Source organism: Streptomyces oceani (assembly GCF_001751245.1).
Taxonomy (GTDB): domain Bacteria; phylum Actinomycetota; class Actinomycetes; order Streptomycetales; family Streptomycetaceae; genus Streptomyces; species Streptomyces oceani.
Map to the genome: position 1 here is coordinate 94,481 of NZ_LJGU01000121.1, position 21,046 is coordinate 115,526.

At 69.9% G+C, this 21,046-nt stretch carries 16 protein-coding genes and 2 pseudogenes; 3 read left to right on the plus strand and 15 right to left on the minus strand.

The window, feature by feature from the left end; genetic code table 11:
• Positions 1 to 71: 71 nt before the first annotated feature.
• The 5 genes from AN216_RS12160 to AN216_RS12180 all read right to left on the minus strand — a co-directional run bounded on the left by AN216_RS12160 (position 72) and on the right by AN216_RS12180 (position 5,274).
• Positions 72 to 1,040 (minus strand): ABC transporter permease, encoded by a 969-nt coding sequence (locus AN216_RS12160; protein WP_070196676.1) that lies wholly within the window; start codon positions 1,038 to 1,040, stop codon positions 72 to 74.
• Positions 1,027 to 1,980, minus strand: a complete 954-nt coding sequence (locus AN216_RS12165; RefSeq protein ID WP_070196677.1) for an ABC transporter ATP-binding protein — start codon at positions 1,978 to 1,980, stop codon at positions 1,027 to 1,029. Before AN216_RS12165 ends, AN216_RS12160 begins: the two co-directional genes overlap by 14 nt.
• 92 nt (positions 1,981 to 2,072) lie before the next feature.
• Positions 2,073 to 3,338, minus strand: a complete 1,266-nt coding sequence (locus tag AN216_RS12170; protein WP_070196678.1) for a LolA family protein — start codon at positions 3,336 to 3,338, stop codon at positions 2,073 to 2,075.
• A gap of 275 nt (positions 3,339 to 3,613) precedes the next feature.
• Entirely contained in the window at positions 3,614 to 4,051 is a 438-nt protein-coding gene (locus AN216_RS12175) for a peptidase inhibitor family I36 protein (RefSeq protein WP_070196679.1), read from the minus strand.
• Between the two features lie 212 nt (positions 4,052 to 4,263).
• Positions 4,264 to 5,274 (minus strand): polyprenyl synthetase family protein, encoded by a 1,011-nt coding sequence (locus AN216_RS12180; RefSeq protein ID WP_070196680.1) that lies wholly within the window; start codon positions 5,272 to 5,274, stop codon positions 4,264 to 4,266.
• A gap of 424 nt (positions 5,275 to 5,698) precedes the next feature.
• Here AN216_RS12180 and fahA point away from each other — a divergent pair, with 424 nt between their 5' ends.
• The 3 genes from fahA (at position 5,699) to AN216_RS12195 (ending at position 8,172) form a co-directional block, all read left to right on the plus strand.
• Complete coding sequence (fahA, locus tag AN216_RS12185; protein WP_070196681.1) at positions 5,699 to 6,907, plus strand: fumarylacetoacetase; 1,209 nt, start codon at positions 5,699 to 5,701, stop codon at positions 6,905 to 6,907.
• A gap of 59 nt (positions 6,908 to 6,966) precedes the next feature.
• Positions 6,967 to 7,491, plus strand: coding sequence for a hypothetical protein (locus tag AN216_RS12190; protein WP_139140909.1), 525 nt, complete (start codon positions 6,967 to 6,969; stop codon positions 7,489 to 7,491).
• Positions 7,492 to 7,683: 192 nt separating this feature from the next.
• Positions 7,684 to 8,172 (plus strand): hypothetical protein, encoded by a 489-nt coding sequence (locus tag AN216_RS12195; protein ID WP_070196683.1) that lies wholly within the window; start codon positions 7,684 to 7,686, stop codon positions 8,170 to 8,172.
• A gap of 81 nt (positions 8,173 to 8,253) precedes the next feature.
• Here the strand turns inward: AN216_RS12195 and nuoN are convergent, their stop codons facing one another.
• The 10 genes and pseudogenes from nuoN to AN216_RS12245 all read right to left on the minus strand — a co-directional run.
• Entirely contained in the window at positions 8,254 to 9,903 is a 1,650-nt protein-coding gene (nuoN, locus tag AN216_RS12200; RefSeq protein WP_070196684.1) for an NADH-quinone oxidoreductase subunit NuoN, read from the minus strand.
• Positions 9,900 to 11,498: an NADH-quinone oxidoreductase subunit M gene (locus tag AN216_RS12205; RefSeq protein ID WP_070196685.1), complete on the minus strand. Its 1,599-nt coding sequence runs from the start codon at positions 11,496 to 11,498 to the stop codon at positions 9,900 to 9,902. Before AN216_RS12205 ends, nuoN begins: the two co-directional genes overlap by 4 nt.
• A gap of 1 nt (position 11,499) precedes the next feature.
• Positions 11,500 to 13,392, minus strand: coding sequence for an NADH-quinone oxidoreductase subunit L (gene nuoL / locus AN216_RS12210; RefSeq protein ID WP_070196686.1), 1,893 nt, complete (start codon positions 13,390 to 13,392; stop codon positions 11,500 to 11,502).
• A 12-nt stretch (positions 13,393 to 13,404) separates the two neighbouring features.
• Positions 13,405 to 13,704: an NADH-quinone oxidoreductase subunit NuoK gene (nuoK, locus tag AN216_RS12215; protein ID WP_070196687.1), complete on the minus strand. Its 300-nt coding sequence runs from the start codon at positions 13,702 to 13,704 to the stop codon at positions 13,405 to 13,407.
• A gap of 209 nt (positions 13,705 to 13,913) precedes the next feature.
• A pseudogene (locus tag AN216_RS12220) lies at positions 13,914 to 14,747 on the minus strand (NADH-quinone oxidoreductase subunit J); the annotation flags it as partial.
• The gene (nuoI, locus tag AN216_RS12225; RefSeq protein ID WP_244502436.1) at positions 14,744 to 15,361 is read right to left on the minus strand and encodes an NADH-quinone oxidoreductase subunit NuoI; all 618 of its coding nucleotides are present in this window, start codon (positions 15,359 to 15,361) and stop codon (positions 14,744 to 14,746) included. The gene nuoI and the pseudogene AN216_RS12220, both read right to left, overlap by 4 nt.
• A 37-nt stretch (positions 15,362 to 15,398) precedes the next feature.
• Positions 15,399 to 16,859, minus strand: a complete 1,461-nt coding sequence (gene nuoH / locus AN216_RS12230; RefSeq protein WP_079166516.1) for an NADH-quinone oxidoreductase subunit NuoH — start codon at positions 16,857 to 16,859, stop codon at positions 15,399 to 15,401.
• The gene (locus AN216_RS12235; protein WP_070196688.1) at positions 16,859 to 19,447 is read right to left on the minus strand and encodes an NADH-quinone oxidoreductase subunit G; all 2,589 of its coding nucleotides are present in this window, start codon (positions 19,445 to 19,447) and stop codon (positions 16,859 to 16,861) included. The genes nuoH and AN216_RS12235 overlap by 1 nt, the downstream gene beginning before the upstream one ends.
• The gene (gene nuoF / locus AN216_RS12240; RefSeq protein WP_070196689.1) at positions 19,444 to 20,817 is read right to left on the minus strand and encodes an NADH-quinone oxidoreductase subunit NuoF; all 1,374 of its coding nucleotides are present in this window, start codon (positions 20,815 to 20,817) and stop codon (positions 19,444 to 19,446) included. Before nuoF ends, AN216_RS12235 begins: the two co-directional genes overlap by 4 nt.
• Positions 20,817 to 21,046 (minus strand): annotated as a pseudogene (locus tag AN216_RS12245) (NADH-quinone oxidoreductase subunit NuoE); the annotation flags it as partial. The gene nuoF and the pseudogene AN216_RS12245, both read right to left, overlap by 1 nt.

Below are 21,046 nucleotides of genomic sequence, written 5' to 3' on the forward strand. Positions count from 1 at the left end.
GCGCGAAAACGTTGGGGTGTTGCGACGAGAGTAGGGTTCTCCCTCGTCCCGCCGGACCGCGCGTTTGAAGCTCAGGCGGTGACGTCCCGGGAGGTCAGCCTGGCCCAGGCGGCCGAGCCGAAGACGACGGCGTAGACCCCCTGCAAGCCGAGGTTCCTCACCAACTGGTCCCAGTAGACCGGATCCCGCAGCAGGTCCCCGAAGGACAGCCAGTAGTGCGGGAAGAGCGCCGGATGCATGACGTCCAACTGCGGGATGGTGTCCAGGATCTGCACGGTGATCAGCAGGCCCACTGTGGCCGCCATCGCCGTGACACCGCTGTTGGTCAGGGTGGAGATGAACAGGCCCAGTGCCGCCAGCCCGACCAGCGAGGCCGCGACCACCACCGCGATAGCGAACGCCCGCAGCAGGCCCTCCCCAAAGGAGACGGTCGTCCCCGACAGCAGCGTGACCTCGCCGACCGGGAACAGCAGCGCGCCGGTGACCAGGGCGGACAGCGCCACCGTGAGCGTCGCGGCCAGGCAGAAGACCAGCGTGGTGGCGTACTTGACGCACAGCAGCCTGGTCCGTCCGGCCGGTGCCACCAGCAGATACCGCAGCGTGCCGGACGCCGCCTCGCCGGCCACCGCGTCCCCGGCCACCACGCCCACCGTCATCGGCAGGAAGAACGGCAGGGTCACGGCCAGCGCCGTGAACACCAGGAACAGGCCGTTGTTGGTGATCTGCGCGATGAAGGCGGGACCCTCGCCCCCGCCTCCTCCGCCACCCACCGAACCGCCGTCGCTGGTCTCGATCTTGACGGCGATCCCGACGACCACGGGCACACCCAGGAGCACGGCCAGCAGCGCCAGCGTGCGCCACCGACGGAAAGTGATGCTCAACTCGCTGCGGAACAGGCTCAAACCTCGCCCCAGCGAGCCCCCCTGTCCGGCCGGGCCCGCCTCCGGTTGAGTCGTCGTCGCACCCGCTTCGGCCGGCGGGGCCGTGCCCGGCACGGGCTCGCGGGCGTCGTCCGCCGATGTGGTGTCAGCCCGCGACATCGAAGCCCTCCCCGGTGAGCGCCACGAACACGTCCTCCAGTGAGGCCCGGGCCAGGCCGAAGGCACGCACCGGCACCTCGGCCCGTACGAGCGCCGCGTTCAGCTCCGCCAGGTCCGGCGGGTCGGACAGCGGCAACTCGCCGGTCACGCCCTCCTCCGTCACGTCCAGGTCCAGCACTCCGTGCTCCTTCAGTACGGCCGCCGCCCGCGCCGGGTCCGAGGTACCGACTGAGAGCCGGCCGCGCGCCCCCGCGGACAACTCGGCGACGGTGCCCTGGGTGATCAGCCGGCCGCGGCTCATCACGGCGGCGTGCGTGCAGACCTGCTCGATCTCGTCCAGCAGGTGGGAGGAGAGGAAGACCGTGCTGCCGTCCTCGGCCAGGTCGCGTACGAGGGTCCGGATCTCCCGCATGCCCTGCGGGTCCAGGCCGTTGGTGGGCTCGTCCAGCACCAGCAACTGGCGCGGCTGCAACAGCGCTGCGGCCAGGCCGAGCCGCTGCTTCATGCCCAGCGAGTACGCCCGCGCCTTCTTGTGACCCGCCGCTCCCAGCCCGACCCGCTCCAGCGCCGCAGCGACCCGATCGGTGCGCGTACGCGGATCGGCGGTCGGGTCCGCCGCGTCGTAGCGCAGCAGGTTGTCCCGACCGGAGAGGTAGTCGTAGAGTGCCGGGCCCTCAATCAGCGCGCCCACCCGCGGCAGCACTCGCCTGGCGGCGTCCGGCATCGGCTCGCCGAGCAACCGCACGTCGCCGCCGGAGGGTTCGATCAGCCCGAGCAGCATCCGGATGGTGGTGGTCTTGCCCGAGCCGTTCGGGCCGAGGAACCCGAAGACACTGCCGCGCGGCACCGACAGGTCGAGGCTGTCGACGGCCAGCTGTCCGCCCCGGTAACGCTTGCTGAGTGCGCTGGTCTCCACCACGGCCTCGGCCGTCCGCGCCATGCTGCTCCCTGTGCCGAAGCGGACCGCTGTCCCGGCCACAGCCGGGGCAGCGGTCCGCGGGTGACGTACCGTCACGCGAACGTGAACGGCTCCTACTTCGCGGCTTCCTCGGCCGCGTCCACCAGTCCGTCCTTGGTCACCGCGCCGGCGTACACCTTGCCGTCCTCCGTGATCAGTGCGTTGACCAGCTCGGACTCGATGACCCTGCCGGTGCCGAAGTCACCCTTCACCTCGTCGGTGAAGCCGTCCAGCAACTTCCCGATCTGCGGCGCGTCGGACCTGCCACCCGATACGAGGCCGCCCAGCGCGTTCTTCGGCAGCTCGACCTCGACCACCGAGTCCCAGCCCTCACCGAGGACGTTCAGTCCGTCGAGCCCAGAGCGCAGCTCCTTGCCCTCACCCTTGAACTTGTCCTGGAACTTCTCCTCAAGCTCGGGGGCCTTCGCACCGAGCTTCTCCCTGGTGACGTCCGTGCCCTCGGGCGGCTGGAAGTCGAACTGGTCCGCGTCCGGCTGCTGGAAGTCCACGTCCGTGTAGCCGATGTCGACCGCCGGCTCGCCACCGCCCCGCGGCATCAACGTGAACTTCAACGGTGTGCCGTTCTCCGCGTCCACGGCGATCCGGACCGACTCGACGGTGGACTTCGCGTCCGCCTTCGGCTTGATCACCAGCTGGTACGCGTCCCGGTCCGCGACCTTGGCGGTGCCGTCGACGGACACCGAGGTGGTGTCGTCGACCGCCGCCAGGGCCTTCTTCGCGGCCTTCTGCGGCGTCAGGTCGGGCATCTTCTCGTGCTGTCCGCCCTTGGCCGCCTTCTCCGGAAGCTCGGTGTGAGAAGCCGAGTCCGAGGCGCTGTCGTACGTCCAGAGGTCCTTGCCGTTGTGGATGAAGCTGTACTCCGCGGTGTCCTCGACGATGGACACCCGCTGCTTCTCCGGGCCGTCGGCCGCCACCCGGAGCGTGTGCTCGCCGGAGGCCAGCTCCATGAGCTTCTGCCGCGGAGCACCGCCGGGGCTCTCGGACGGGCCGCCCTTCGTGTCGCCACGCTCCTCGGCCTGTTCGCCGCCGCCACCGAACATGCCGCCGTGCTCCTCGCCACCGCCACCACCGGCCATGCCCGGGATGGAGGGCAGACCGAGATCCGTGTCGACCTTCACGGTGCCGGTCAGCTGATCCGTCTTCGACTCCGCCATCTTCGCCACCAGCTCCTCGGCGGTGACCTCCGGCAGCTCGGGGTCGCCGGTGTCGGCGAGCGCCGGCACCAGTCCTACGGTCACCGCCGCGACACCCGCCACGGCGACGGGCACGCCGTAGCGCAGTGCCTTTTTGCCCGGTTTCCTCGGTGGGATATGTGCCATGTGTCTGCCTACCTCCGTGGTCGGCGGCGGTTCCGTGGTTCGCACTCGTCCATCCCCTGCCGCCATTATCACCCGAACTGGTGCGGGATGGTCTCTCCATGGGACCAAACCAGCGCCCCATACGCGTCAGACGGCGGGGCCACGTACGACTACTCCCGTAGGAGGATCCACCCCTGAGGCTCGGTACGCCCGCGCCCCCCAGGCGTACCGAGCCTCGGCACGAGGCGGACGTCCGCGCCCCGCGGAGCAGGGGCGACAGCGGCGTCAGGACCGCCTCAGCACTCCCTCTTCACGTGCAGAGAACTCATCTTGTTGTTGTACTTCCTCTTCAGGTTCCCCCCGATGTGCGGATACAGGTCTTTCGGACCCACGACGAACATGCGCTTCTCGCAACCGCGGCGGTTGAACGCCTTGAATCTCTTGTCAGTGCGATTCGCGAGCGAGCTGACGTTGTTGTTCATCCCGAAGTCCTTCAGATTACTGGCTCCCCGCTTGAAGGAAGCCATCGCTCCGGTTCCGTCCTTCCCCGTAAAGACGCAGAAGTAGCCCTTCGGGCATCGCTTGTACCCGGCCTTTTCCGCCGTGCTGGAGTGGGTGACCGACTGGCTGGTCGCCCACTCCGGCTCGCTCGGCGCCGCGTGACCGGCCGCCGGTGTCGCGACTACCGTGGCGACCGCGAGTGAGATTCCGACGATGATCCTCTTCGAGTTCACGAGACTTCTCCCGCCTCCTCACCTGTTACGGACAGGAGCAGAGACGTGCCTCTCAGCCACGCCGGTTCCGGGCCAACCGAAGAATTTTCCCAGAATGCCACCCCGCGTCATTCACCTGCGAATACATGGGAAACGATCGACGGAATGATGTGACACGCGAACACTTCTTCTATTGGAATGGCACGTTCCGAAAGCGCGCCCGGATGGTCCTCTCAGCCCGCGCGATGCACGACGGCCTCGCTCAGATCCGTGAGCGCGTCCTTGGCGGGGCAGGCCGGCAGCGGCCCGAGCATCTCGGCCGCCTCCCTGGCGTACCGGATGGTGTGCTGTTTCGCCTGCTGCAACGCCGGGTGCCCACGCAGTCCCGCGAGCGCCTCCGCGTGCCGCACGGGATCGCTGAGGTCACCGTCGAGCAGCTCGCACAGCGCACGGTCCTCCGGTGCGCCACTCGTGGCCGCGTACTCACGCAGGTACAGCACCGGCAGAGTCGGCACCCCCTCCCGCAGGTCGGTGCCCGGGGTCTTGCCCAGTTCCTGCGAGTCGCTGGCGATGTCCAGCACGTCGTCCGCGAGTTGGAAAGCGACGCCCATACGCTCGCCGTACTGCGTCAGGATCGACACCGCGCTGTCGTCGACGCCCGCCATCATGGCCCCTATACGGCCCGAGACCGCGATCAGCGAGCCGGTCTTGCCGGCGATCACGTTCAGATAGTGGTCGATGGGGCTGCTGCCCTCGGGCGGCCCGGCGGTTTCCAGGATCTGGCCGGTGACCAACCGCTCGAACGCGCCAGCCTGCACCCGTACGGCGTCCTGCCCCAGGTCCGCGAGCAGATGGGAGGCACGGGCGAAGAGGAAGTCACCGGTGAGAACGGCGACCGAATTGTCCCAGTTGGCGTTGGCGCTGGGCACCCCGCGGCGTACGTCCGCCTCGTCCATGACGTCATCGTGGTACAGCGTCGCCAGGTGCGTCAGTTCGACCACGACGGCCGCGGGCACGACGCCGGGTGCGTTCGGGTCCCCGAACTGCGCGCCCAACAACGCCAGCAACGGCCGGAAACGCTTGCCACCGGCTCGTACGAGATGCTGGGCGGCTTCCGTTATGAACGGCACGTCGCTCTTGGTGGCCTCCGTGAGGCCCTCCTCGACGGCCGACAGCCCGATCCGGACCTCCGCTGCGAGGCCCGGGTCGCGCTCGCTCAGCCCGAATGGCCCGTCGACGCTCACGAGGGTTACTCCTGTCTACGCGGCTTGCCGGTTGTTGTCGCCTTCTCTGCCACCTTCCCGGTGCAGGGTAGCCGGTCGCCGAACGATCACTGCGTTCGCGTACCCAAGAACCTCTCAAGCACTCCCCGCCCAGGCGAAGATCACCCGGAGCACGTTGACATTCCGGGCTCCCTCACCTCCCCTTTCGCGGTTGCGCACGCCGGTCCGCCCGACGGTCCGATCGCCTTCCGGGTTCGCCCCCGGCCCGGAACCAGGCACGTTGGGCACACCGCGAGTGAGCATGGGTCTCCCCAGGCCGTAGGCCGAGGGGAAGAGCGAGTGCGGTGTCGAGGAGTGTCGACACCGGGTACGAGCGCCCGGAGGCGAACCGAGCGCATAATGGCCGCGCCCCTGACCGGCGACGACCTCGAAGGCGAGGCACACGATGACCGCAGCCACCGCGCTGGATCTCACCGAAGGCGACCTCTTCGGCCCGGACAACCTCCCCTACGGCGTGTTCACCCCCACGTCCGCGGGGGACACCGCACAGCCCCGGATCGGCGTCCGGTTCGGCGACCACGTGCTGGACGCCGGCGCCTGTGCCCGGCAGTGCGACTCACCACACACGGAGTTGCTCTCCGCCCCGCTGCTCAATCCCCTGCTGGCGGCCGGCCGTACCACCTGGCAGGCCGTACGCGGCGAGTTGCGCCGCTGGCTCACCGACCCGGCGTACCGGGAGACCGTGGCGCGCCACCTGCTCCCGTTGTCGGAGGTGACGCTCCGGATGCCGTTCGAGGTGGCGGACTACGTCGACTTCTACGCCAGTGAGCATCACGCGAGCAACGTCGGCCGCATCTTCCGTCCGGACAGCGCGCCGTTGACGCCGAACTGGAAGCACCTGCCGATCGGTTACCACGGCCGTGCCGGCACCGTCGTCGCCTCGGGCACGCCCGTCGTACGTCCTCGGGGGCAGCGCAGGCCACCCGCCGAGGAGACGCCGACGTACGGGCCCTCCGCGCGGCTGGACATCGAGGCGGAGGTGGGGTTCGTGGTCGGGACGCCGTCCCGGCTGGCGGAACCGGTGGGGCTGGGCGGGTTCCGGGAGCACGTCTTCGGGGTGTGTCTGCTCAACGACTGGTCGGCGCGCGACATCCAGGCATGGGAGTACGTGCCGCTGGGCCCGTTCCTGGGCAAGTCGTTCCTGACCTCGGTGTCCCCATGGATCACCCCGGTGGAGGCCCTGGACGCGGCCCGGGTCGCCCCGCCGGCCCGGGACTTCACGCCGCTCCCGTACCTGGACGACAGCGCGGAGCGGGGTCACGAGCCGGGCGCCTTCGACATCCGGATCACGGTCACGCTGAACGGCGAGGTGCTGTCCGAGCCGCCGTTCGCCTCGCTGTACTGGACGGCCGCGCAGCAGTTGGCGCACATGACGGTCAACGGCGCCTCGTTGCGTACGGGCGACCTGTACGCCTCGGGGACGGTGAGTGGGCCGGAGCCGCACCAGCTCGGCTCGCTTCTCGAAGTGACGGCGGGCAAGGGGCCGTTCCTGCAGGACGGCGACACGGTGACACTGAGCGCGTGGGCGCCGGGGCCGAACGGGGCGCGGATCGGTCTGGGGGAGGTTACCGGCCAGATCGAGCCCGCCCGCTGAGACGACGGCTTCGTTGCGCTATGTTGGCTCGCGTTGCCGAATCAACCTAGGGGGACCACATGCGAACCTCACTGCGATTGTCCGGAACTGTCAGCGCGGTGGCGCTCGCCGGATTGCTGCTGAGTGGCTGCGGTGGCGGAAGCGATGACGGCGGGGACGACAAGAAGGACTCCTCCTCGGACCAGGGTCAGCAGCAGGACCAGGGTCAGGAGGAGACACAGAACGTCGACCCGGCTGACCTGAAGGGCAGTTGGGCCACCGAGGGCAACGCCAAGATCCTGGCGTTCAACCAGGGCGGCGTGGGACTCTCCGGCCAGGACGTCGGCACGACCTGCGCGGGCAAGGTCGGCTCCGGACAGCCGATCAGCTTCAGCCTGAAGTGCCAGGACGGCGGTGCCGAGTTCAGCAAGGGCGAGGTGCGGAGCCTGGAGGGTGACAAGTTGACGGTCGCCTGGGGCAACGGCGAGACGGAGAGCTTCACGCGCGGCCCCGCCGACATGCCCAGTGTTCCGGAGGACCTCCCGACCTCGCCGGAGGACCTGCCGTCGGCGGACGTTCCCACCGACGCCGCGGAACTGCCGTAGGAGCTCCGCACACGGCGCCACGGCCTCGCGCGTCGCGCCCGGCACCGACCACACGACGACCGCCCGGCACCCGCTCCAGGGTGCCGGGCGGCCCCGTCTCCACAAGCGCGGGCCGCCGGACGGCCTGAGGCACCCGGTGGAGCGACGCGGGTGGGCTGTGCAAGCTCACCACACCTCAGCGAGGAGGAACCGATGCGCGGAGTTCTTCGCCTGTGCGGGGCCGTCGGCGCCGGCACGCTCGCGACCGTGCTGTTCAGCGGCCGCGGCGCCGGCGGCGGTCACGGTGAGCGGGCCGACGACGCCTCTTCCGCCCCGGAACGGAGTGGAACCGACAGCGGGGCGGTGAGCCGGGAGGAGTTGCAGGGCGACTGGATACACCCGGCCGCGGACCCGCGGGAAGCGATGACCCTGGCCTTCGACGGACAGGAGGTCCGGACCATTCCGGTAGCCGACGGTCCGGCGTGTACGGGCGGGATGACGGGCGACACCTCGTTCACCCTGAAGTGCCGGCGCGGCGGCACCGACTACGGCAGCGGCAGGGCCGAGAGCCTCGCGGGCGACATCCTCGAGGTCACGTGGCGCTCCGGCAGGACCACCACCTTCACCAAGGTCGTCGCCCCGCCCAGCCCTCCGAGGACAGCGGCCGCGGACACCCCGGTGCCTGATCTGTCACCCGGGTAACGGGGGCAAACGCCCCGGAGCGCCGCTGTCCGGCCCCCAAGGGCTGGACAGCGGCGCTCCGGGGCGCGACGCCGGTCGGGCCTAGCGCACGAACACGCCAGCCTGCCCGGCCAGGTCGAGGAAGTACTGCGGGGCGACGCCCAGCACCACGGTGACCGCGACGCCGACGCCGATCGCCGCCGTGGTCAGCAGGCTCGGCACGGCCACGCTCGGTCCGTCCGCCTTCGGCTCCTGGAAGAACATCAGGACGATCACCCGGATGTAGAAGAACGCCGCGATGGCCGAGGAGACCACACCGACGACCACCAGCGCCCCGGCGCCGCTCTCCGCCGCCGCCTTGAACACGGCGAACTTCCCGGTGAAGCCCGATGTCAGCGGAATACCGGCGAAGGCCAGCAGGAAGACCGCGAACACGGCCGCGACCAGTGGCGAACGGCGGCCCAGTCCGGCCCACTTGGACAGGTGCGTGGCCTCGCCGCCGGCGTCTCGTACGAGCGTGACCACCGCGAAGGCGCCCAGCGTGACGAAGGAGTACGCGGCCAGGTAGAAGAGCACCGACGACACGCCGTCCTCCGAGGTCGCGATGACACCGGCCAGGATGAAGCCGGCGTGCGCCACGGAGGAGTAGGCCAGCAGTCGCTTGATGTCGGTCTGCGTGAGGGCGAGGACCGCACCGCCCAGCATGGTGAGGATCGCGACGCCCCACATCACCGGCTCCCAGTCCCAGCGCAGGCCGGGCAGCACCACGTACAGCAGGCGCAGCAGCGCACCGAAGGCCGCCACCTTGGTGGCCGCCGCCATGAAGCCGGTGACCGGTGTCGGAGCGCCCTGGTAGACGTCCGGGGTCCACATGTGGAACGGGACAGCGCCGACCTTGAACAGCATGCCCAGCAGCACCATCGCGGCACCGATCAGCAACAGGGCGTCGTTTCCGGTGGTCTGGGCGAGCGTGGCGTTGGTCGTGGGCTCGGTGCCGCTGATGACCCGGGCGATGCCGGCGTAGTCGATGGCCCCGGAGTAGCCGTACAGCAGCGCGACGCCGAAGAGCATGAACGCGGAGGAGAAGGCTCCCAGCAGGAAGTACTTCACCGCCGCTTCCTGGGACATCAGCCGGTTGCGGCGGGCCAGCGCGCACATGACGTACAGCGGGAAGGAGAAGACCTCCAGGGCGATGAAGAGCGTCAGCAGGTCGTTCGCCGCCGGGAAGACGAGCATGCCGCCGATGGCGAAGAGGACGAGCGGGTAGACCTCCGTGGTGGTGTAGCCCGCGCGTACGGCCTCGCGTTCGGCCTCGCCGCCGGGTGCGGCGGCGGCCTGGGCGGCGAACGAGTCGACCTGCTTGCCGTGCGCCACCGGGTCCAGCCGACGTTCCGCGAAGATGAGCGCGGAGATCAGCCCCACCAGCAGGATGGTGCCCTGCAGGAAGAGCGCCGGGCCGTCCACCGCGATGGCGCCCATCGCGGCGATCTTCGACTCGCCGGAGCCGCGCCCGGACACGGCGAGTCCGACCACCGCGGCGAAAGCGGAGGCCAACGCGGTCACCGCCACCAGCAGTTGGGCCGTGTAGCGGTGCTTGCGCGGGACGAACGCCTCGATCACGATGCCGATCAGGGCGGCACCGATCACGATGAGGGTCGGCGAGAGTTCGGCGTACTCGATGTGCGGAGTGGGGATCGCCCCCGGCTCCTCCGCCGCCGTCGTCCACAGGCTGTGGAGCGAATTCGTGCTCACTTGGCCGCCTCCACATCCGGAGCAGGGTCGTGTTTCTCCACGTCGGAGAGAGTGTGCTCGACCGCGGGGTTGACGATCTCGGTCAGCGGCTTCGGGAAGACGCCCAGCAGGATCAGCAGCGCGATCAGCGGCGTGACCACGGCGAGTTCCCTGGGCCGCAGGTCCGGCATGTGCTTGACCGAGTCCTTCACCTCACCGGTCATCGTCCGCTGGTACAGGACGAGGACGTACAGCGCCGCCAGCACGATCGCGACGGTCGCGACGACGCCCGCCGCCGGGTAGCGGCTGAACGTACCGACGAGCACCAGGAACTCGCTGACGAACGGCGCCAGTCCGGGCAGCGACAAAGTGGCGAGCCCGCCGACCAGGAAGGTGCCGGCGAGCACCGGAGCGACCTTCTGCACCCCGCCGTAGTCGGCGATCAGCCGGGAGCCGCGGCGGGAGATCAGGAAGCCGGCGACCAGCATCAGCACGGCCGTCGAGATGCCGTGGTTGACCATGTAGAGCGTGGCCCCGCTGTGTCCCTGCGAGGTCATCGCGAAGACGCCCAGGACGATGAAGCCGAAGTGCGAGATGGAGGCGTATGCGATCAGCCGCTTGATGTCCCGCTGGCCGACCGCGAGCAGCGCGCCGTAGATGATGCTGACCAGCGCCAGCACGATCACCACCGGAGTCGCCCACTCGCTGGCCCCGGGGAACAGGCCGAGGCAGAACCGCAGCATCGCGAAGGTGCCGACCTTGTCCACCACGGCGGTGATCAGTACGGCCACCGGCGCGGTGGACTCCCCCATCGCGTTCGGCAGCCAGGTGTGCAGCGGCCACAGCGGGGCCTTGATCGCGAACGCGAAGAAGAAGCCGAGGAACAGCAGGCGTTCGGTGTTGGTCGCCATGTCCAGCTCGCCGGCCGCGCGGGCGTCGGCGATGGCCTGCAGGGAGAACGTGCCCTCGCCGAGCTGGTCGGCGGTGACGGCGTACAGCCCGATGACGGCGGCCAGCATGATCAGGCCGCCGGCGAGGTTGTAGAGCAGGAACTTGACCGCGGCGTACGACCGCTGCCGGGACCCCTCCTCCTCGCCCTGCGAGTGGGCGCGGTCGCCGAAGCCGCCGATCAGGAAGTACAGCGGGATCAGCATCGCTTCGAAGAAGATGTAGAAGAGGAAGACGTCCGTGGCCAGGAAGGAGATGATCACCATCGCCTCGACGGCCAGGATCAGCGCGAAGAAGCCCTGGGTGGGCCGCCAGCGGCGGTCGGACGCGGCACGCTCCTCCGCGGCGTCCGGGTCGTGCCAGCCCGCCAGGATGACGAACGGGATCAACAGCGCGGTCAGCGCCATCAGGACGGCACCGATGCCGTCCACCCCGAGTTCGTAGCGCACGCCGAAGTCCGAGATCCAGGCGTGCGATTCGGTCAGCTGGTACCGGTCGCCTCCGGGGTCGAACCGCACGAGTACGACCGCCGCCAGCACGAGCGTCAGCAGGGACGCGGCGAGCGCCAGCCACTTGGCCGCCGTACGCCGCGCGGCGGGCACGGCGGCGGTGGCGATCGCACCGACCGCCGGGACCGCGGCCGTGACCGTCAGCAGGGGAAATGACATGTCAGACCGCCCTCATCAGCAGGGTCGCGGCGAGGAGCAGCACCGCACCGCCGAACATCGAGACCGCGTAACTGCGTACGAAACCGTTCTGGACTCGCCGCATCCGTCCGGAGAGGCCGCCGAACGAGGCGGCGGTGCCGTTGACGAACCCGTCGACCACCTTGTGGTCCAGGTAGACCAGCCCGCGGGTGAGGTACTCGCCGGGCTTGACCAGCACGACGTGGTTGAAGTCGTCCTGGAGCAGGTCCCGGCGGGCCGCCCGGGTCAACAGGCTGCCACGCGGCGCCTGTACGGGCACCGGCCGGCGTCCGTACTGCGCCCAGGCCGTGCCCACCCCGATCAGCAGGGCGACCACGGTGCCCGCGGTGATGGTCATCGCGGACATCGGCGGATGGCCGTGTTCCAGCGCGGTGACCGGCTCCAGCCAGTGCACGAAGGACTCGTTCAGGTCGAAGACGAAGCCGGCGCCGACGGAACCGACGGCCAGCACGATCATCGGGATCGTCATGCTCTTCGGGGACTCGTGCGGGTGCCGCGCGTCCGGGCCTTCCTTGGACCAGCGTTCCGGCCCGAAGAAGGTGAGGATCATGACGCGGGTCATGTAGTACGCGGTGATCGCCGCGCCCAGCAGCGCACAGCTGCCCAGAATCCAACCCTGGGCGCCGCCCTTGGCGAAGGCGGCCTCGATGATCATGTCCTTGGAGAAGAAGCCGGACAGACCCGGGAAGCCGATGATCGCCAGGTAGCCGAGGCCGAAGGTGACGAAGGTGACCGGCATGTACTTCCGCAGCCCGCCGTACTTCCGCATGTCCACGTCGTCGTTCATCCCGTGCATCACGGAACCCGCGCCGAGGAAGAGGCCGGCCTTGAAGAAGCCGTGCGTGACGAGGTGCATGATCGCGAAGGCGTAGCCGATCGGCCCGAGTCCGGCGGCCAGCATCATGTAGCCGATCTGCGACATGGTCGAGCCGGCCAGCGCCTTCTTGATGTCGTCCTTGGCGCACCCGACGATCGCACCGTAGAGGAGCGTGACCGCGCCGACGGTGACGACCACCAGTTGGGCGTCCGGAGAGGCGTTGAAGATCGCGCCGGACCGGACGACGAGGTAGATGCCGGCGGTCACCATCGTGGCGGCGTGGATCAGGGCGGAGACCGGGGTCGGGCCCTCCATCGCGTCGCCGAGCCAGGACTGCAGCGGCACCTGGGCGGACTTGCCGCAGGCGGCGAGCAGCAGCATCAGGCCGATGGCGGTCAGCTTGCCCTCGCCGGCCGCGCCGGTGGACTCCAGCACGGGCCCGAAGGTGAAGGTGCCGAAGGTGGTGAACATCAGCATGACCGCGATGGCCAGACCGATGTCCCCGACCCGGTTGACCAGGAAGGCCTTCTTCGAGGCGGTGGCCGCGCTCGTCTTGTGCTGCCAGAAGCCGATCAGGAGGTACGAGGCGAGGCCCACGCCCTCCCAGCCGAAGTACAGCAGCAGGTAGTTGTCGGCGAGCACCAGCAGCAGCATGGCCGCCAGGAAGAGGTTCAGATAGCCGAAGAACCGGCGCCGCCGCTCGTCGTGCTCCATGTAGCCGACGGAGTAGAGGTGGATCAGCGTCCCCACTCCGGTGATCAGCAGCACGAAGGTCATGGACAGCTGGTCCAGTTGGAAGGCGACGTCCGCCCGGAAGTCGGCCACCGGAATCCAGCTGAACAGGTGCTGGTGCATGGCGCGTTGCTCGGCTTCCCGGCCGAGCATGTCGATGAACAGGATCAGCCCGATCACGAACGAGGCCGCGGCCAGGGCGGTGCCCAGCCAGTGGCCCGTACGGTCGAGCCGGCGACCGCCGCACAGCAGGACGGCCGCACCGAGGAGCGGGGCTCCGACGAGCAGCCCGATGAGTGCTTCCACTGGTCGTACTCCTTACAGCTTCATCAGGCTGGCGTCGTCGACCGAGGCCGAATGGCGGGAGCGGAAGAACGACACGATGATCGCCAGCCCGACCACGACCTCGGCGGCGGCGACGACCATCGTGAAGAACGCGACGATCTGGCCGTCCAGGTTGCCGTGCATCCGGGAGAAGGTGACGAGCGCCAGGTTGCAGGCGTTCAGCATCAGTTCCACCGACATGAACAGGACGATCGCGTTCCGCCGCACCAGCACCCCGGAGGCGCCGATGGCGAACAACAGCGCCGCGAGATAGAGGTAGTTGACCGGATTCACTTGGCCTTCTCCTTCTCCCCGGACCCGTCGGTCTCCTGGCCCTTGCTCTCCTGGCCGCCGCCGTCCGCGCCGGTCTCGTCCGGCTCGTCCGGATCACGCGGCTCGTCCGACGCGGGTCCGTCGGCGTTCGGCTTGGAACCGTCCTTCGCGGAACCGTCCTTCGCGGAGCCGTTCACCGCCGTGCCGTTGCGGACGCCGGCCCGGCCGTTTCGCGTACGGTCCGCCGGGTCCTGGTCCCGCCCGAGGTGTTCCTCGGTGCGCTGTTCCAGGGCGGCCAGTTCGGCCATGGCCTCGCCGGAGACGTCCCGCACCTGACCACGTCCGCGCAGTGTCGGGTTGATGGTGAGTTCCGAGGGCGTGCCGTCCGGCAACAGGCCCGGGATGTCGACGGCGTTGTGGCGTGCGTAGACGCCCGGGGCCGGCAGCGGCGGCACGTGTACGTTCTCCCGCACCCGCTGCCTGGACTGTTCCGCCTGGCTGACGCGACCGGCGATCCGCTCCCGGTGGGTGAGGACCATCGCGGCGACGGCCGCGGTCACCAGCAGCGCTCCGGTGATCTCGAAGGCGAAGAGGTAGTCGGTGAAGATCAGTCGGGCCAGTCCCTGGACGTTCCCGGCGGCGTTGGCCTCCTCCAGCCCGGTGAAGCCCCGCACGGAGGCGTTGCCGATGCCCCCGAGGAGCAGGGCCGCGAAGCCGAGGCAGCACAGCAGGGCCAGCCAACGCTGCCCCTTGATGGTCTCCCGTAGCGTGTCGGCCGCGGTGACACCGACCAGCATCAGCACGAACAGGAACAGCATCATCACGGCGCCGGTGTACACCACGATCTGGACCATGCCCAGGAAGTACGCGCCGTTGGCCAGGTAGAAGACGGCCAGGATGATCATCGTGCCGCCGAGGCAGAGCGCGGAGTGCACGGCACGCCGCATCAGGATGGTGCCCAGCGCCCCCAGTACTGCCACGGTGCCCAGCACCCAGAACTGCACGGCCTCGCCGGTGGAGGTGGAGGTTGCCGCGAGCGCGTTCGCGGCGAGGGTGGTGCTCACTTCTCGTTCACCGCCTGTCCGTCCGCCGCGGGCGCGACCGTCGGTTCCGGGCCGGGCTCGCCGGCCGGTTCGGCGGCGCCGAAGGTCCGGGCGGCCTCCTGGGGCGGCTCGTTACCAGGGTTCTTGGAGTGCGGTTCCTGCCGGACCGTGCCGGGAGCGGCCTCCGTCACCAGGCCGCTGTAATAGTCCCGTTCGGTCATTCCCGGGTAGATCGCGTGCGGGGACTCGACCATGCCCTCCTCCAGCCCGGCCAGTAGCTCCTCCTTGGTGTAGATGAGCGCGACGCGGGAGGAGTCGGCGAGTTCGTACTCGTTGGTCATGGTCAGCGCGCGGGTCGGGCACGCCTCGACGCACAGGCCGCAGAGGATGCAGCGGAGGTAGTTGATCTGGTAGACGCGGCCGTACCGTTCGCCCGGCGAGTACCGCTCCTCCTCGGTGTTGTCCGCGCCCTCGACGTAGATCGCGTCGGCCGGACAGGCCCAGGCGCACAGCTCGCAGCCGATGCACTTCTCCAGCCCGTCCGGGTGCCGGTTGAGCTGGTGACGGCCGTGGAACCGGGGCGCGGTGGGCTTCTTGTACTCCGGATACTGCTCGGTGAGCCGCTTCTTGAACATGGCCTTGAAGGTCACGCCGAAGCCGGCCACGGGATTCTCAGGCACCGTCTGCACCCCTTCCTTGGGACGTGGCTGCGTTGGCGGAGTCGGCCGCCCTGGTCGGGGTCGCCGCTTTGCCGCCGCCGCTCGTCGAGGACTCGTCCGGGTCGGCGGGGTCGCCGGCCGGATCGACCAGCTCACGATCCGCCGCCCGGGAGCGCCGCCGCGGGGTGGGCGGCAGTGTCTGACCGGGCAGTGGCGGCACCGGGTAGCCCCCGGCCATCGGGTCGAACGACTCGCCCGCGCCCGGCTGTTGCCCGCTTTCCGCCTGTTCCTGGGCGGCTCGTGCCTTCTCGCCGCGCTCCCGGAAGATGTCCACCAGGAAGGACAGCAGCAGCACCAGGATGACCCCACCGGCCACCCAGTAGACGATGTCGGTGAAGGAGTAGTCCTCGTTCCGCATCACCCGCACCGTCGCGACCAGCATCAGCCAGGCCATCGAGACCGGGATGAGGACCTTCCAGCCGAGCTTCATGAACTGGTCGTAGCGCACCCGGGGCAGCGAGGCGCGAATCCAGATGAAGCCGAAGATCATCATCGCCAGCTTCAGGACGAACCAGAGCATCGGCCACCAGCCGTGGTTCGCGCCCTCCCAGTACGTGGAGATAGGCGCCGGCGCGCGCCAGCCGCCCAGGAAGAGGGTGACCGCGAGCGCGGATACGGTGATGACGTGGAGATACTCCGCCATCATGAACATCGCGAACTTGATGGAGGAGTACTCGGTGTTGAAGCCGCCGACCAGGTCGCCCTCGGACTCCGGCATGTCGAACGGGTGCCGATGCGCCTCACCGACCATGGCCACCAGGTAGATCACGAACGACACCGGCAGCAGCAGCGCGAACCAGCGGTCGTCCTGCGACTCGACGATCGCCGAGGTGGACATCGACCCGGAGTAGAGGAAGACGGCGGCGAAGCTGAGGCCCATCGCGACCTCGTAGCTGATCACCTGCGCCGTGGCTCGTACGCCGCCGAGCAGCGGATAGGTCGAGCCGGATGACCAACCGGCCAGCACGTTGCCGTAGGCCGCGATGGAGGCGGTGGCCAGGATGTAGAGCACCGCGACCGGGAGGTCGGTCAACTGCATGGCGGTCTCGGTGCCGAAGACGGACACCTCGTCGGCCGGGCCGAACGGGATTACGGCGATCGCCATGAAGGCCGGGATGACACCGATGACCGGTCCGAGGACGAAGACGAACTTGTCCGCGCCCTTGACCGTGATGTCCTCCTTGAGCATCAGCTTCACGCCGTCGGCCAGGGACTGCAGCATGCCCCAGGGACCATGCCGGTTGGGGCCGATACGCAGCTGCATCCAGCCGAGGATCTTCCGCTCGAAGATCACGCAGAGCAGCATCATCACGAGCAGGAAGGCGAAGCAGAAGAGGGTCTTCAGCCCGATCAGCCACCACGGGTCCGTGCCGAAAGCCGACAGGTCCGCCGCCGCGAGAACGTTGCCGTGCATCACGCCTCCACCTTCTTCGCGCTCGCGTCCGTCGCCCCGGGGACCGGCGCCGCTGCGGGTGCCGGTGCCGGGCCGACCTGAACGAGCTGGCCGGGCAGCGCCCCGAGGTCACGGTTCGCGCCGCCCCCGGTGGAGTTCAGCGGCAGCCACACCACGTGATCCGGCATCGACGTGACGCACAGCGGCAGTTGTACGAAGCCCGCCGGCCCCGTCACACGTGCCTCCGCGCCGTCCACCAGCCCGAACGCCTCCGCCGTCGGGGCGGAGACCCGGATCAGCGCGGCGTGCCGGGTGCCGGCCAACGCCTCGTCGCCGTCCTGCAGTCGGCCCTGGTCCAGCAGCATGCGGTGGCCGGCGAGGACCACCTGTCCACTGCCGGGCTGCGGCGCGGACCGCGTCCGATGCCGCGGTGCCGCCGCCCGGGAGCCGTCCCAGCCACCCAGCCGGTCCAGTTCGCGGCGGGTGGCCCGGACGTCCGGCAGCGCCAGTGACACGTCCAGCGCGTCGGCGAGCATGTGCAGCACCCGGCCGTCCGGCTGTACGTGTCGGCGGGTCATCTGGTCCGGCTTCAGCGCGGCCTCGAACATCCGGGCGCGGCCCTCCCAGTTGAGGAAGGTGCCGGACTTCTCCACCACGGCCGAGACGGGCAGGACGACATCCGCCCTGTCGGTCACCTCGGAGGGGCGTTGCTCCAGGCTCACCAGGAAGTCGACGGCCTCCAGCGCCTCGGTGGCGCGCGCCGGGTCAGGCAGGTCGGCGACCTCCACGCCACCGACGACCAGCGCGTGCAGCTCGCCCGCGGCGGCCGCCTCGATGATCGCCCCGGTGTCCCGGCCCTGGCCGCTGGGCAGGTCGGCGACCCGCCAGGCGTACGCGACCTGTTCGCGGGCGCCCGGGTCGCCGGCGGGCCGGGCGCCGGGCAGCAGATCCGGCAGGGCGCCGGCCTCTACGGCCCCGCGTTCGCCCGCGCGGCGCGGAATCCACGCCAGTCGCGCGCCGGTCGCGGCGGCGGTGCGTACGGCCGCGGTGAGGGCGCCCGGTACGGCCGCGATCCGTTCCCCGACGATCAGCACCGAACCCTCCGCGCGCAGCGCCTCGGCGGCCTCGGCGCCCCGCTCGTCGAGTCCGACGCCGCCGGACAGTGCGTCCAGCCACTCCGTCTCGGTGCCGGGAGCGGCCGGCAGCAGCGTGCCACCGGCCTTCTCCAGGCCGCGGGTGGCGTGCGTCGCCAGGGCGAACGTGCGCTGGCCGTGTTTACGGTGCGCCTTACGCAGTCGGAGGAAGACGCCGGGGGCCTCCTCCTCCGACTCGAAGCCAGCCAGCAGCACGGCCGGCGCCCGCTCGACCGCCGTGTGGCTGAGGCCCGTACCGTCCAGGTCCAGGCCACGGCCCGCGACGTGCGCGGCGAGGAACTCCGCCTCCTCCGCGGTGTGCGTCCGGGCACGGAAGTCGACGTCGTTCGTGCGGAGCGCGACCCGGGCGAACTTGCCGTAGGCGTAGGCGTCCTCGTAGGTCACCCGGCCGCCGGCGAGCACCCCGACGCCGGTGCCGGTGGCGTCCACGGTGCGGACGTCCGCCTCCCGGTCCCGGACCGTGCGCTCGCGGGCCGCCGTCAGGCCCGCGGCAGCCGCCGCCAGCGCCTCCGGCCAGCTGGTCTCGGTCAGTTCACCGGTCTCCGGGTCCCGTACGAGCGGGGTGGTCAGCCGGTTCGGGCGCTGGGCGTAGCGGAAGCCGAAGCGGCCCTTGTCGCACAGCCACTCCTCGTTGACCTCCGGGTCCTCGGCGGCCATCCGGCGCATCACCTTGCCGCGCCGGTGGTCCGTACGGGTCGCGCAGCCGACCGAGCAGTGCTCGCACACACTGGGCGAGGACACCAGGTCGAACGGGCGGGAACGGAACCGGTAGGCCGCCGAGGTGAGCGCGCCGACCGGGCAGATCTGGATGGTGTTGCCGGAGAAGTACGACTCGAAGGGGTCGCCCTCGCCGGTGCCGACCTGCTGTAGCGCGCCCCGCTCCAGCAGCTCGATCATCGGGTCGCCGGCGATCTGGTTGGAGAAGCGCGTGCAGCGGGCGCACAGTACGCAGCGTTCCCGGTCGAGCAGCACCTGCTCGGAGATCGGTACGGGCTTCTCGAAGGTGCGCTTCTTCCCGTCGAACCGGGAGTCCGCGGAACCGGTGGACATCGCCTGGTTCTGCAGCGGGCACTCGCCGCCCTTGTCACAGACCGGGCAGTCCAGCGGGTGGTTGATGAGCAGCAGCTCCATCACCCCGCGCTGGGCCTTCTCCGCGACCGGCGAGCTGAGCTGGGTCCTGACCACCATGCCCTCGGTGCAGGTGATGGTGCAGGAGGCCATCGGCTTGCGCTGGCCCTCCACCTCGACGATGCACTGCCGGCAGGCGCCGGCCGGGTCGAGCAGCGGATGGTCGCAGAACCGCGGGATCTCGATGCCGAGTTGTTCGGCGGCGCGGATCACCAGGGTGCCCTTGGGGACGCTGATCTCGGCGCCGTCGATGGTCAGGGAGACGAGGTCCTCCGGCGGTGGGGCCTCGCCGCCACCGGAGGTCTTCGCGTCGGTTGTCACGGTCACGCTTTCACCTCCTGGTGAGCGGTCTTGGCGTGCGGGCCGTCGGCCCAGGCCGTGGTCGCGGCCGGATCGAAGGGGCAGCCGCGAGCGGTCGCGTCGCCGGGCGAACGCGGTGCGACGTGCTGCTCGTACTCCTCGCGGAAGTACTTGAGCGAGGAGAAGATGGGTGCTGCCGCGCCGTCACCGAGGGCGCAGAAGGACTTGCCGTTTATCGTGTCGGCGATGCTGTCGAGCTTGTCGAGGTCGCCGGGGACACCACGGCCGGCTTCGATGTCCCGGAGCAACTGCACCAGCCAGTACGTGCCCTCGCGGCACGGCGTGCACTTGCCGCAGGACTCGTGCGCGTAAAACTCCGTCCAGCGGGTGACGGCGCGTACGACGCAGGTGGTCTCGTCGAAGCACTGGAGCGCCTTGGTGCCGAGCATGGAGCCGGCCTCGCCCACGCCCTCGTAGTCCAGCGGGACGTCGAGGTGCTCGTCGGTGAGCATCGGGGTGGAGGAGCCGCCCGGCGTCCAGAACTTCAGCTGGTGGCCGGGCCGCATCCCGCCGCTCATGTCCAGCAGTTGGCGCAGTGTCACGCCCAGCGGCGCCTCGTACTGCCCGGGGCGGGCGACGTGGCCGCTGAGCGAGTAGAGCGTGAAGCCGGGGGACTTCTCGCTGCCCATGCCGCGGAACCAGTCCTGGCCCTCGCGGATCAGCGTGGGAACCGAGGCGATGGTCTCGACGTTGTTCACCACAGTGGGGCAGGCGTAGAGGCCGGCGACGGCCGGGAAGGGAGGACGCAGCCGAGGTTGACCGCGACGCCCCTCGAGGGAGTCGAGCAGCGCGGTCTCCTCACCACAGATGTACGCCCCGGCGCCGGCGTGCACGGTCAGCTCGAGGTTCTTGCCCGGGCCGAGGGCGTCCTTGCCGAGGTAGCCGGCTTCGTACGCCTCGCGAACCGCCAGGTGCAGGCGGCGTAGCACGGGCACGACTTCACCACGCAGGTAGATGAAGGCATGGTTGGAGCGGATCGCGTGACAGGCGATCACCATGCCCTCGATGAGCGAGTGGGGGTTGGCGAAGAGCAGCGGGATGTCCTTGCAGGTACCTGGTTCGGACTCGTCCGCGTTGACGACGAGATAGTGCGGCTTGTCGTCGCCCTGTGGGATGAACTGCCACTTCATGCCGGCGGGGAAGCCGGCGCCGCCGCGTCCGCGCAGCCCGGCGTCCTTGACGTAGGCGATGACGTCGTCGGGCGGCATCTCCAGGGCCTTGCGCAGACCCTCGTAGCCGTGGTGTCGCCTATAGGTCTCCAGCGTCCAGGACTCCGGTTGGTCCCAGAACTCCGAGAGCACCGGCGTCAGCAGCTTCTCGGGCGACTCCGTGGTCATCACTTGCCCTCCTCGGTCACCGGTCCGGAGGGGTGTGCCGGATCGGACGGAGCGTTCTGCTGCGGAGCGTCGTGCGAGCTGGGGTGGGTCGCCGGCCGTTCCCCGGCCGGCGGTTCACCCGCCCGCGGGGAGACCACCCGGCCGGCGGGCGTCTCCCCCTTGGCCAGGCGCAGGCCGGCGAGGGACGCGGGGCCGGCCCCGCCGGTCGCCTCGACTGCTGTACCGTACA